The sequence below is a fragment of the Dactylosporangium sp. NPDC048998 genome, assembly GCF_043197855.1.
Lineage (GTDB): Bacteria > Actinomycetota > Actinomycetes > Mycobacteriales > Micromonosporaceae > Dactylosporangium.
Genome location: NZ_JBICTV010000002.1, coordinates 304364 through 317614 on the forward strand (window position 1 = coordinate 304364; position 13251 = coordinate 317614).

Consider the following 13251-nt stretch of genomic DNA (forward strand, 5'->3'; position numbering starts at 1 on the left):
TTCTTGACGGCGCATAACGCATTCCAGAATGGGCCTCCGTCATGAAACTGTCATTTCTGTCGTCTCATGACGGAGGCAAACAACCTGCGAGTGCGGCCGGCTTATTACAGCGCCGGGTACGCGTTCTGCATGAGCTGCTGGAACTGGGCGGAGAACCAAGCACCGGAGACCGGGGCGTTGGGCAGCGCGCCACTGAGGCTGTTGCCGTTACGGCCGTTGCCGGTGTAGGTCGGGTCGCACATGCGGTCGAAGCCCTTGCCACCCGGGTTGTTCGGGCCGGTCGGGATCAGCGAGCTGGAGCCGTCCGACTCGCCCGGAGGCTTGATCCACACGTACGCGTCGATGCCGGCGGCCGGGGTCGCCCGCGGACGCTCGCCGAGGCCGGCGCCGCTCTGGTTGCACCAGTTGCCGGCGTGGATGCGCCGGTCGATGCGCGACTGGTCGACCCAGGTGTTGAGGTCGGTCGAGGTGCTCGCCGCCGTCGGCCGGGCCGAGCCGCCCCAGCCGTTGCGGGAGGTGTCGATCAGCATACCGATGTTGGAGTTGAAGCCCGCCGAGACCAGCTGGTTGCGGAACGCCTGGGCGAAGGTGAGCTCATCGGTGTACTGGTTCCAGTCGACCCACTTGGAGCCACGCACGGACTGGCCGTTGACGGTGGCGCCGATGGTGACGAACGGCTCGGTCAGCGCCGAGTAGTTCGCCGTGTCGGTGATGAAGCCGTCGACCGTGTTGACGCCGCCGACGGCGCCCTTCGCCGTGCTGGCGAACAGCTGCGCGGAGGGGCCGAAGTTGGTGTCCCAGCCGATCCAGCCGTGGTGCGCGGCGTCGATGTACTCGTAGTTGTTGGTGCCAGCCGCGTGCAGCTTGCCCAGGGCGTACTGGATGCCCGTGACGTAGTTGCCGTTGGCCTTCATCGTCGCGCAGGCCGAGGTCGCGCCGGCCTGGCCGTCCGCGTTGGTCACGAGGTTCGGCAGCGAGTCGATCTCGATGATGTTGACGATCCGGATCGACGAGTACTTCGTGTCGGCCTCGATCGCGGCGATCGGGTCGATGTACTCGGTCTTGTAGCGGTCGATGTCGGTCGGGCCGAGCTCACCGTTGGAGGCCAGCGCCGCGCAGTCCCGGCCGGGCAGGTCGTAGATCACGAACTGGGCCAGCGTCGCGCCCTGGGCCAGGGCGTTGTCGAGGTGCTTGCGCAGGCTCGTGGCGTAGCCCGAGCCGGCCGCCGCGTTGATCGCGGCGATCGAGTCGAGCCAGACGCCGGTCGGCTGGTTGGAGATGCGGCTACCGCCCGACTCGGCGGCGGCCTTGGCCGACCAGTCCGGGTTCACGTAGACCTTCGCGCCGACGTACGGGTTGTCGAGGTGGGTGCCACCGCCGCCACCGGTCGTGACGGTGATCGACACCGGGGCGCTCGTGGCCGACGCGTTGGCGGCGTTGTACACCTTCGCGGTCAGCGTGTACATCCCGGCCGCGACGTTCGTCCAGCTGAACGTGTACGGCGAGGTGGTCTTGCTGCCCAGCAGGGTCGAGCCGTTGTAGAACTCCACCTTGCTGACGGTGCTGCCGGGGGCGGTCGCGGTCGCGGCCATGCTCACCGTGGCGGGCGCGGTGAACGTCGAGCCGGACGTCGGGCTCGTCAGCGCCACGGTCGGCGCGCCCGGGTTGGACGACGGCGAGGAGGACGGGGAGGGCGACGCCGAGGCCGACGCCGACGTGCTGCCGCCGACGGAGCCGGTGCACGCCGTGCCGTTCAGGCTCAGGTTCTTCCCGACGGGGTCGGAGCCGCTCCAGGCGCCGTTGAACCCGAACGAGATCAGCCCGTTGGTGGCGACGTTGCCGTTGTAGCTCAGGCTCGTGGCGTTGACGTGCAGCCCGGACTGAGTCTTGTCGGCGTTCCAGATCTGCGTGATGGTCTGGGACGAGTTGCCGAAGTCCCAGCCGACCGTCCAGCTGGTGATCGCGCTGCCGAGGTTCGTGACGTCGACCTGGGCTTGGAAGCCACCCGGCCACTCGTTCACGATCGTGTACTTAGCGGAACATCCGGCCGCCGCGTACGCCTGATTGGCGACCACGACGATTCCGGCGGTCGCCACGACTGCGGCGGCCGACATGAGGGCGAGTTTGCGCCTCATCGAATCTCCTTACCTTGATGAACCGGCGGTTCAGGCGCCAACACGGTCCGTACCAGCGCGGGGCCGCGTCAAGACGGCCGATCACGCGCAAGCCGCCTACCTCGTAAGTGATGCGTAACGGGCCTGAAACTTACGCCGAACTCCTGGTCAGGGAGCTTCGCCGCCGGTACCTCCACAAACGACGCCGCCGGGGCACCCGCGGTTGCGGGGGCCCCGGCGGACGGGTGGTCGAGGTCAGGACAGGGGGGTGCTCATCACCGTCTGGATCTCGGCCTGGGTCAGTGCGCGGTTGTACACCCGGGCCTCGTCGATGAGGCCCTTGAAGTACTCACCGTACGGCGCGTTACCGCCGATCGACAGCGGGTTGGAGGTCTGCTGCAGCCCGCCGGAGATCGCCTTCGTCGAGACCTGGACGCCGTTGACGTACAGGCGCAGGTTGGTGCCGTCATAGGTGAGCGCGATGTGCGTCCACGTGTTCAGCGGGCTGGCCGAGGTGCCGGAGCAGTACGCCGTGGAACCCGTGGTCGTGGTGATGCCGCCGGCCGGGTAGAGCGGGCCGGTGGAGTTGCTGGCGTTGAGGAACCAGGCGTCGTTCTCCTTCTGCATGACCGTGCGCCAGCCGTTCTGCGTGCCCGTCGGCTGGATCCACGCGGCCAGGGTCAGGCCGGTGCTCGGGGTCAGCGTCGCCGAGGCGGGAATCCGCACGATGTCGCTGGTGCCGTTGAAGGACAGCGCGCCGCCGTACTTGCCGGTGACCCACGTGGCGCCGGTGATCGTGCCGGTGTTGTTGTTGCCGGACGAGTCGGTGACTGTGGTACCGCTGCCCGCGTCGAACTTGTAGCCGGCGATCAGCCCGGTCGGCTGGGTCGGCGCGTTCGTGGTCGTCGCGGAGGCGGTCGGCGACCAGCCGCTGACGTTGCCCGACGGGTCGAAGGCGGCCACCCGGTACAGGTACGTGGTGCTCGCGGTCAGGCCGGTGTCGGTGTACGCGTTCGTCGCCGGCGTCGCCACCTGCGCGAAGTCGGTGCAGCCGGAGCCGGTGCACCGCTCGACGCGATACCCGGCGACGCTCACGTTGTCGGTCGAGGCGGGCCACGCCAGCGCCACCTGGGTGCCGTTCGGCGTCGCCGTCAGGGAGGCGGGCGTCGACGGCGGGGTCGAGTCGGGCAGGGCCGGCGTGGTGGCCGACACGACCGACGAGTAGGCGCTGAGGTTTCCGGCGGCGTCGGTCGCGCGGACGCGGTACCGGTACGTCGTGCTCGCCGACCGCCCGGTGTCCGACCATGTGGTGCCGGTCGGCTGCGCGACCTCGGCGTAGCTCGTACAGCTGGCGCCGGTGCAGCGCTCGACGCGGTACCCGGTGACGCCCACGTTGTCCGTCGACGCCGTCCAGGACAGGTCGACCTGGGTCGGGCCGGACGCGGTGGCGCTCAGGGCGGTCGGTGCGGTCGGTGGGGTCGTGTCGGTGGCCGTGGTCGTCGCCGACGCGATGTTCGAGTACGCGGACAGGTTGCCCGCGGCGTCGGCGGCGCGCACCCGGAACCGGTACGCGGTGCCGGCGGTCAGGCCGGTGCTCGCGTACGTCGGCGTGGTCGCCGTCGCCACCTGCGCGAAGTTCGTGCAGCTGGCGCCGGAGCAGCGCTCGATGCGGTACTCCGTCACGCCCACGTCGTCCGTCGAGCCGGTCCACGTCAGGTTGATCTGCGTGTTGCCGGCGACCGTCGCGGTCAGGCCGGACGGCGCGGTCGGCGGCGTGGTGTCGGCCGCGCCCGTGGTCGTCGCGCTCGCCGTCGGCGACCAGCCGCCGAGGTTGCCCGCGGCGTCCGTGGCGCGCACCCGGTAGGTGTAGGTCGTACTGGCGGTCAGGCCGGTGTCGGTGTACGAGGTCGTGCCGACGGTGCCGGCCGGGGCGAAGTTCGTGCAGCCGGCGCCCTGGCAGCGCTCCAGCTGGTAGCCGGAGACGGCGACGTTGTCGCTCGCCGCCGGCCACGACAGGTTCACCTGCGACGCGCCGTTGGCGGTCGCGGTCAGCGACGTGACCGTGGACGGGGGCGTGGTGTCGGCGACCGGCGGCGTCAGCGGCCAGTCCATGATCGTCTGCACCTCGGTGTCGCTCAGCGCCCGGTTGTACACCCGCACCTCGTCGAGCAGGCCGGCGAAGTACTCCCCGTAGGGCGCGTTCCCGCCGATCGACAGCGGATTGGTGGTCTGCTGCAGCGTGCCGCTCTTGGTGTTCGTCGCAACCTGCGTGCCGTTGACGTACAGCTTCAGCGAGGCCCCGTCGTAGGTCATCGCCACGTGGGTCCACTGGTTCAGCGGGCTCGCGGTGGGGCCGGTGACGACCGCGTCAGTGCCGTTGGCGGTCACCCCGCCGGCCGGCTTGAGCGGCCCGGAGCCGTTGCTGGAGTTGAGATACCAGGCGTCGTTCTCCTTCTGCATGATCGTGCGCCAGCCCTGCTGCGACACGGTCGGCTGGACCCACGCGGCCAGGGTGAGCCCGGAGGAGAGGTTCAGCGACGCCGACGACGTCACCTTCACGACGTCGCCCGACCCGCTGAACTTCAGGGCGCCGCCGAACCTCCCGGTGTCCCAGGTGGCCCCGGTGATCGTGCCGGTGTTGCCGTTGCCGGACACATCGGCCGCGGTCGTGCCGCTGCCCGCGTCGAAGGTGTACCCGGCGACCAGCCCGGACGGCTGCGCGGGAGCGTTGCTGACGGTCGTGGTGGCGATGTTGGAGTACGGGCTGACGTTGCTCGACGGGTCGGTCGCCGCCACCCGGTACTGGTACGTGGTGTTCGGGGTCAGCCCGGTGTCGGTGAACGTGATGCCGGTCGTGGTCGCGATCTGCGCGAAGTTCGTGCAGCCCGCGCCCTGGCAGCGCTCCACGCGGTACCCGCTGACCAGGACGTCGTCGGTCGAGGCCGTCCAGTTCAGGGTCACCTGCGAGCCGTTGGACGCCGCCGTCAGGTTGCCCGGCGCGGTCGGCGGGGAGGTGTCGGAGCCGACCGGCAGCAGCACGCTGGTGCTGGCGCGCAGGCCGCTGCTGTCCGTGGCGGTCAGGATCACCTCGTAGGAGAACGTGCCGATCGGGCCGTGGTCGTCCACCACGAAGCTGCCGTTGGCCCCGCTACCGCCGACGAACGAGTGGATGTGCGTGTCGTGGTGCAGCAGCACGGTCCAGCTCAGCGCGCTGGCCGGCAGGGGGCCGTCGTCGGGGTCGGTGGCTGAGCCGGCGAAGTTCACCGTCTGGCCCGGCTGCACGATGGTGTTGTTCAGCGGCGCGCTGATCGTCGGCACCGGTGGTGCGCTGCCCACCGTGACCGTCGTGGTCGCCGTCGAGGTCAGCCCGGCGGTGCCGGTGACGGTCAGCTTCGCGGTGTAGGTGTGCACGCCGGAGACCGTGTAGGTGTGCGTCGGGTTGGCGGCCGTCGACGTGGTGCCGTCGCCGAAGTCCCACAGGTACGACAGGGTGGCGCCGCCGGCGTCGACCGAGCCCGCGCTGGAGAAGGCCACCTGCAGCGGGGAGTAGCCGTACTGCGGGGTCGCCGTCGCGCTCGCCGACGGGCCGTTGAACCGGATCCGGCGGACCTGGCCGGTGGTGAACGACAGGTAGTAGATCATCCCGTCGGGCCCGACGGCGAGCGAGACCGGCGCCTCGACGTTCGTGGCGAACGGCTGCACGCCGACCGGGTTGTGGTTGCTGTCGAACACGATCCGCTTGATGAAGTTGCCCGAGTAGTCGGCGAAGAAGTAGTTGTTCTGGTACTGGGCCGGGTACAGGTTGCCGGTGTAGAACGGGCCGCCGATCGCGGCCGTGCCGACACTGTGGTCGTAGGTGTGGTACGGCGCGGTGACGGCGGACGGGGCCAGGGCCCTGCACTGCGCGAACAGCTGCTGGAACGTCGGCTGCGCGTTGTTGCCCTCGTAGCAGGGCCAGCCGTAGTTGCCGCCGGGCACGCCGTCGTTGATCTCCTCCCAGGTGTTCCACCCGACGTCGCCGAACCAGACGTGGTTGGTCCCCGGCTGCAGCGCGAACCGGAACGGGTTGCGCACGCCGTAGAGGTACACCTTGGACTTGACGCTGTTGGTGCCGTCGTAGAACGGGTTGTCGGGCGGCGCCGTGCCGTCCTTGTTGATCCGCAGGATCTTGCCCTGGTAGCTGTTGAGGTCCTGCGCGCCGAGCGCGAACGGGTCGGGCTTGCTGGCGTCGTCGGCGTCGCCGTTGCCCAGGAACAGCTTGCCGTCGGGGGCGAACGCCAGCGTGCCGATCGTGTGGCTGCTGCCGTCGGCCGGGATGCAGTCCGCGCCGGCGGGCTGGGCGCTGCACGGCGCGGTGCCGACGCTACCCAGGATCACCGTCTGGCTGCCGGGCAGCGCCACGTCGGGGTTGGCGGGGTTGGCCGTCACCCGCACCAGGCGGGAGGTCTTGGGCCCGGGGTCGTTGGGGTTGCTCGTGTTCTCGTAGACGTACGACAGGTAGACGAAGCCGTTGTTGGCGAAGTCCGGGTCGAACGCCAAGCCCCAGAGCCCGCGGTCGTCGTAGGTGTTCACCTTGCCGGTCAGGTCCAGGAACGGCGTGGACAGCAACTGGCCGTTCTTGATGATCCGCACCAGGCCGGGCTTGGTCCACACGAACAGCCGCCCGTCGGGCGCGAACGCCTCACCGACGACCGTGTACTGGGGCAGCGTCGCGACCACCTCGGTGGTGAATCCGGTGGCCGAGAAGGTGTCGGCCACGGCCGGCGCCGGCTGCGAAACCACCACGAACAGGCCCAGCAGGAGCGCGGCGACGACGCCCACCGCCCGGCTCCTGCGCTTCCTGGACATCAGCATGTCCTACCTCCGCTTCGGCTGGCGGGACTGTATCCACCTGCCCGTCAGCAAGGAATCAACCGAACGCACGCCACGCATGCCCATGCGTGCGTGTGCGTCCGCTTTCCTCGCCTTTTGTCGGGCCGCTACGTCGGCAATCCGTCAGGCCTTCCGCTCGCTCCTTCCGCTCGTTCCGGTGTCGAGCGCCGTGGCGCCGGGCCGCGGGCCGGGCGACCGGAGGGCGCGTACGGTTGCGCGGTGGGGTTTGCGGAAGTGGGGATCGTGGCCTCCCTGGAGGTCGTCGCCGGGCTGGGCGAGGCGGCGTGGCGCGCCACCCTGGAAGGCGCGCCGGTCGTCACCGCGGAGCGGGTCGCCGACGTGTTCCTCGGGCGGCTCGGCGCGTCCGACATCCGCTGGCAGGTCGCGCCCGGGTTCGGGGCCTCGGGCGAGGGGGTGCCGGGCGACGTCGAGGACGAGGTCGACGCGACGCTTCGGCTCGGTGAGTGGCTCACGCGCGGGCGCACCCGGCGGGCGATCGGCGCCATGCCCGTGTGGGACGAGCGGGTGCGGGTCGCGGTGGGGCGGGCCCTTGCGGCCGCCGCCGAGGGAGACATCCGGTACGTCGGGTTCAAGCTCACGCTGCGCTCGCTCCTCGCCGAGTGCGACTCGCCCGGGGAGTGGATGGAGTTCGTCCGGCGCTTCCACCTCCGCCCCGACGAGGAGTTTCTCGCCGACGGCACGCCCGACGCGGCGGTCTCCCTCGCCGTGCTCAAGGCGGCCGGACTGGTTGTCGGGCCCGTCCTCGGGTTCGAGCGCGGGCCGGCCGTGAAGACCGCGGCCTGGGCGGGACGGCGCCGCGGGAGCGACCCGATGGAGTCGGCGCTGCGCGACGAGGCGGCCCGGCAGGCGGTCCGCGGGGGCTGTGCGCTGGCCGGGCAGGCACACCTGGTGATGGCGATGTGCGCGCTCGACTTCGCGCTGGAGCGGACCGGCAACCGGTTCGCCGCGACGCCGCCCAACGGCGGGGCGCGGGCGCTGGCGCGGCTCGGGCTCGGGTACGCCCAGGTGAAGAACTTCGCCGAGAACCTCTCCACCGAGCCGGCCGAGAACGCGAAGGGCCCGTACGCGGCCGACCTGGTGCGGGCGTTCGACGAGGCGGCGCGGCTGGCGACCGACCTCGGGCAGGGGCGCGCCGGCACCTCGCACCTGCTGTACGTGATCGCGGCCGACCCCGAGGGCACCGGCGGCCGCATGCTGCGCTCGTTCGGGGTCGACCCCGGCACCCTCGCCCGGTCGCTGGGCGGCGAACTGGCGCTGTAGCGGCGCCCGGACTCGCATAGGCTTCAACGGTGACCGGGCGGCTGCTGGGCATCAGCGATCTTCACGTCGGATATGCGGAGAACCGGGCGCTCGTCGAGCGGATGCGGCCCACCCACGACGACGACTGGCTCATCGTGGCCGGCGACGTGGCGGAGCGGTTCGCCGACGTCACCTGGGCGCTGCGCACGCTCGCCGAGCGGTTCGCCAAGGTGATCTGGGTGCCCGGCAACCACGAGCTGTGGACGCCGCGCAACGACCCGGAGCAGGCGCGCGGCGTGGCGCGGTACGACCTGCTCGTCGCCGCCTGCCGCGAACTCGGCGTGGTCACCCCCGAGGACCCGTACCCGCTGTGGGCGGGCCGGGTCGCGGTCGCGCCGCTGTTCGTGCTGTACGACTACTCGTTCTGGCCCAAGGGGGCGACCTCCACCGAGGAGGCCCTGGCCAAGGCGCACGCGGCCGGCGTCGTCGGGACCGACGAGATGCTCCTGCACCCGGACCCCTACCCGGGGCGCGCGGACTGGTGCCACGCGCGCGTCGCGCTGACCGAGCGGCGCCTGGCCGCCATCGGCGGGCCGACCGTGCTGGTCAACCACTTCCCGCTGGTCCGGGAGCCGACCGACGTCCTGTGGTACCCGGAGTTCGCCCTCTGGTGCGGCACCACCCGCACCGCCGACTGGCCCACCCGCTTCAACGCCGAGGCCGTCGTCTACGGCCACCTGCACATCCCGCGCACCACCTGGCACGACGGGATTCGGCACGAAGAGGTCTCGGTCGGCTACCCCCGCGAGTGGAGCGTCCGCTCGACCCCGCCCGCACAGCTGCGCCAGGTGCTGCCGCCACCCGGGTAACCTTGGTCAATGCGCCGATGGTTGCGCTGGCTGCCCTTCGCCGTCGCCGCGGCCGACGCGCTGCTCGCCGCGACGGACGCGATCGACCTGCGCACGGCCGCCATCGCGCTGCTCGCCGCCGAGGCGGTCCTGGCGGCGCTCGTGCTGACCACGATCGGCCCGCCGCCGATCGTCTCCGCAGTCGTACGCCTGGAGCTGCGCCTCTACCACGCCCTGTTCGACGCCGTACGCGGCCGGCGCCCCCGCGCCGCCATCGCCTACGGGGGCCGGCTGCGCGGCCTCCTCGTCGGCATGACCGCGGTCTCGGTGGTCGAGCTCTTCGTCGTCGAGGTGGTGGTGCCGTGGCCCGCCGCGCGCTGGGCGCTGCTGATCCTCGGCGCGTACGGCCTGCTCTGGGTCGCCGCGTTCCTCGCCGCCACGGTGTCGCGCCCGCACACGGTCACCGACGACGCCGTGCGCCTGCGGTTCGCGGTGTTCCACGACATCGAGGTACCGCTGCGGCACCTTGAAGACGCCCGGCGGGCGCTGCGCGGCTCCCATCGGCGCACCGTCGAGGTCGACGGCGAGGAGCTGTCGGTGTCGGTGCTCGGCACGACCAACGTCCTGCTGCTCCTCTCCGAACCGTCCGAAGTGGACCTCGGCCGACCGGGCCGGCACCGGATCTCCCGCATCCGGCTGTACGCCGACGACCCGCCACACGCCCTGGAACTGTTGCGCCGAACCAAAATCTAGGCGAGCACCCGCGCTCGTGCCCGGATCACTCGGGCCAGGCGTTGTTCTGGATGACGTCGACGAAGTTCTCGCGTTTGAAGGTGGGGTCGAAGTGCGCGAGTACGTCGTCGTTCATGGTGCCGAAGGTGGTGTCGGGACGCTCGGCCATACCGTCGTAGAAGCGCTTGAGGATCCGGTTCTTGAAGTCGGGGCGTGGGTGTGCGGTGGTCACGGCGGCGCGGTCGGCGGGGCTGATCTGGTCCAGGTCGAAGCCGAGGACGTCGGTTTCGACGCCGAGGGTGACGACGGCGACTTCCGGAGCGAGGTGGAGGGGCACCTCGGGGGTGGTGTGCAGCGCGATGGCGAGCCAGACGTTGGTGGCCTCCTGTTCGCTGCGGCCGTGGTCGCGCAGGAAGGATTTGGCGGCGTTGGCGCCGTCGATCTCGAAGCGCTGGTCGGTGGTGCGGTACGTCGTCGTGAGGCCGAGGTCGTGGAACATGCCGCCGACGTACGCGAGCTCCGGATCGACCTGCAGGCCTCGAGCCCGCGCCTTGAGTGATCCCCACAGGAAGACCCGGCGAGAGTGGTCGTACAACGTGTCGTCGGCGGCCGCCCGCACTACAGCAGTGGCTTCACGAATGAGTGCGGTGTCAGGAACTTCAACGGTCCCGATCGTCTCCGGCACAGGGTCCTCCTTGCTCGTTCCCGGGCGGTTGCCCGGGGCCTTCCACAAGGCTGACCGTGCGGCCCGGCCTTCGGACCCTCCGACCGGGACGGATATCGCAAAGATCCGGACGAGTTCCGCGGAGCGACGCCGGCGCCGGCCTACGAGTCCTGCGACTCGGTCCTGGGGGAAGTCGTCGCGAAACGGGCGCGGTACTGGCTCGGTGACACTCCGAGCCGCGCGACGAACAGCCGTCGCATCGTCTCGGCGCTCCCGAAACCTACGAGCCGCGCCGTCTCGGCCACGCTGTGCCCGGCGTCAAGCAGCGCCTTCGCGTGGTCGAGTCGAGTCCGCTCGACGAACCTTGCGGGCGATGTGTCCAGCTCCGCCGCGAAAAGGCGGGCCAGATGACGTGGACTGACCCCGACGTGAGCGGCAAGCGACTGAGCGCTGTGGTCGAGTTCCGGATGCGCGGCGATCAGGTCAAGGGCATCGCGGAGCACCGGCGTGCGCGGAGCCTGGACCTTGAGGGGCGCGGAGAACTGCGACTGGCCGCCGGGCCGCTGCATGAACATCACGAGACTGCGAGCCACGTCCCGGGCAAGGTCTGGCCCATGGTCCCTCTCCACCAGTGCGAGCGCCAGGTCGATGCCCGCGGAGACGCCGGCGGAGGTGAACACGCCCCGGTCCTCGACGAACAATGCGTCCGGCTCGACCCTGACGTCCGGATTGGCCCGCGCGAGCAGCGATGCGTGCCGCCAGTGGGTAGTGGCGCGGCGCGCGGAGAGGACCCCGGCCGCGGCCAACGCGAACGATCCCGTGCAGATCGAAACCAACCGGCGCACCCGCGGGTGGAGATACTGGATCGCCTCGACCAGCGACCGGGGAATCGGCTGCGTGACCAGCACGTCGCCACCCGAGACGACCGCGGTGTCGACGGTGCCGAGGTTCTGGACAGCACCGCCGACCTCCAAGCGCGTCCCTACCGACGTGGTCACCGGCGTGCCGGACGGTGAGACGTAGGAAAGCGAGTAGCTAGCGCCGAAGCGGTTCGCCTCCGCGAACACCTCCGCGGGCCCGGCCACGTCGAGCATCTTCATGCCGTCGAAGACGACGAACGCGATCTCCTTCGTCACTGAACAGGCCCCGTCTCTCCGCTCGCCAGCCGCCCGCCGCAGCCAAGAGTATGTCCGCATCTGAGGGATCCATGGCTCGCCAGCCGGGTCCGTTCTTGCCTCGCTCCCAGAAAACTGGGCGTCGGATCACCCGTGGCCGGGTCGCCACGCTCAAGGTCCTCACGATGGAGGAGACCCCATGACCGACAACGTCACGACCACGCAGACCGGCACACCGGTCGCCAGTGACGCGCATTCCCTCACCGTCGGCGCGGACGGCGCCACCGTCCTGCATGACCGGTATCTGGTCGAGAAGCTGGCGCAGTTCAGCCGGGAGCGAATCCCCGAGCGAATCGTCCACGCCAAGGGCGGCGGCGCGTTCGGCGAGCTCGTCGTCACCGAGGACGTCAGCCGCTACACGCGTGCCGCGCTCTTCCAGCCCGGCACCCGGACCCGGCTTCTCCAGCGTTTCTCCTCGGTGGCCGGTGAGCAGGGCTCGCCCGACACCTGGCGCGACGTCCGCGGCTGGAGCCTGAAGTTCTACACGAGCGAGGGCAACTACGACATCGTCGGGAACAACACCCCGGTGTTCTTCATCCGCGACGGCATCAAGTTCCCCGACTTCATCCACTCCCAGAAGCGGCTGCCGGGCTCCGGTCTGCGTGATGCCGACATACAGTGGGACTTCTGGACGCTCTCGCCGGAGTCTGCCCACCAGGTCACCTACCTGATGGGTGACCGCGGGCTCCCGCGCTCGTGGCGCACCATGTCGGGGTACGGGTCGCACACCTTCCAGTGGATCAACGCCGAGGGCGCCCGGTTCTGGATCAAGTACCACTTCAAGCCGCAGCAGGGCACGGCCGAGATGGACGAGACCGAGGCAGAGCGCCTCGCCGGCGCCGACGCGGACCACTACCGCCGTGACCTCTACGAGGCGATCGAGCGCGGTGACTTCCCTTCGTGGGACGTCAACGTCCAGGTGATGCCGTACGAGGACGCGAAGACCTACCGGTTCAACCCGTTCGACGTCACCAAGGTCTGGCCGCACGCCGACTACCCGCTGATCAAGGTCGGCACCTACACCCTGAACGAGAATCCCGAGAACTTCTTCGCCCAGATCGAGCAGGCGGCGTTCTCCCCGGCGAACACCGTGCCCGGCATCGACATCAGCCCCGACAAGATGCTCATGGCCCGGGTCTTCTCCTACCCCGACGCTCAGCGCTACCGGGTCGGAACCAACTACGCCGAGATCCCGGTGAATGCCCCCATCGCTCCGGTACGCTCGTACAGCCAGGACGGTCTGGGCCGGCACGGCTTCAAGCCCGCCACCGCACCGGTCTACGCCCCGAATTCCTTCGACGGCCCCGTGGGCGATCCGGCCGCCGCCGGCAACGGCAACTGGGAGTCCGACGGCGAACTGCTCCGCTCCGCCGCGACCCTGCGCGCCGCCGACGACGACTTCGGCCAGGCCGGCACCCTCTACCGCAAGGTCTTCAGCTCCGAGGCCCGCGAACGCATGATCGCCACCCTCATCGGCCAGGCACTCCAGATCCGCAACGAGGGCATCCGCAAGCGGTTCATCCAGTACTGGACCAACGTCGACGCCGACCTGGGCGCGAGCATCGCGGCCAAGCTGTAGTCCCGAC

General features: G+C 70.3%; 8 protein-coding genes. 4 read left to right on the forward strand and 4 right to left on the reverse strand.

The window, feature by feature from the left end; translation table 11 throughout:
- Positions 1 to 104: 104 nt before the first annotated feature.
- Both ACGFI8_RS05385 and ACGFI8_RS05390 read right to left on the reverse strand, forming a co-directional pair.
- Positions 105 to 2135, reverse strand: coding sequence for a glycoside hydrolase family 6 protein (locus ACGFI8_RS05385; RefSeq protein ID WP_392800323.1), 2031 nt, complete (start codon positions 2133 to 2135; stop codon positions 105 to 107).
- A 234-nt stretch (positions 2136 to 2369) separates the two neighbouring features.
- Complete coding sequence (locus ACGFI8_RS05390; protein ID WP_392800325.1) at positions 2370 to 6962, reverse strand: LamG-like jellyroll fold domain-containing protein; 4593 nt, start codon at positions 6960 to 6962, stop codon at positions 2370 to 2372.
- Between the two features lie 243 nt (positions 6963 to 7205).
- Between ACGFI8_RS05390 and ACGFI8_RS05395 the strand changes: the two genes are divergently transcribed.
- Genes ACGFI8_RS05395 through ACGFI8_RS05405 form a run of 3 tightly spaced genes read left to right on the forward strand, consistent with a single transcriptional unit; the run spans position 7206 to position 9847 of the window.
- Complete coding sequence (locus ACGFI8_RS05395) at positions 7206 to 8267, forward strand: Clp protease N-terminal domain-containing protein (RefSeq protein ID WP_392800328.1); 1062 nt, start codon at positions 7206 to 7208, stop codon at positions 8265 to 8267.
- 29 nt (positions 8268 to 8296) lie between these two features.
- Positions 8297 to 9115 carry a metallophosphoesterase family protein gene (locus tag ACGFI8_RS05400; RefSeq protein ID WP_392800331.1) on the forward strand — a complete coding sequence of 273 codons (819 nt, stop codon included), beginning with the start codon at positions 8297 to 8299 and terminating at the stop codon, positions 9113 to 9115.
- Positions 9116 to 9124: 9 nt separating this feature from the next.
- A complete protein-coding gene (locus ACGFI8_RS05405) occupies positions 9125 to 9847 on the forward strand; it encodes a hypothetical protein (RefSeq protein WP_392800333.1) in 723 nt (240 codons plus the stop codon).
- 25 nt (positions 9848 to 9872) lie between these two features.
- Here ACGFI8_RS05405 and ACGFI8_RS05410 read toward each other — a convergent pair whose 3' ends face one another.
- Together ACGFI8_RS05410 and ACGFI8_RS05415 are read right to left on the reverse strand one after the other, a co-directional pair.
- Positions 9873 to 10511 (reverse strand): HD domain-containing protein, encoded by a 639-nt coding sequence (locus ACGFI8_RS05410; RefSeq protein WP_392800335.1) that lies wholly within the window; start codon positions 10509 to 10511, stop codon positions 9873 to 9875.
- A 140-nt stretch (positions 10512 to 10651) separates the two neighbouring features.
- On the reverse strand, positions 10652 to 11686 hold the full coding sequence (locus ACGFI8_RS05415; RefSeq protein WP_392800338.1) for a GlxA family transcriptional regulator: 1035 nt from the start codon (positions 11684 to 11686) through the stop codon (positions 10652 to 10654).
- Between the two features lie 118 nt (positions 11687 to 11804).
- Between ACGFI8_RS05415 and ACGFI8_RS05420 the strand changes: the two genes are divergently transcribed.
- Entirely contained in the window at positions 11805 to 13244 is a 1440-nt protein-coding gene (locus tag ACGFI8_RS05420) for a catalase (RefSeq protein ID WP_392800341.1), read from the forward strand.
- The last annotated feature ends 7 nt before the right edge of the window (positions 13245 to 13251 follow it).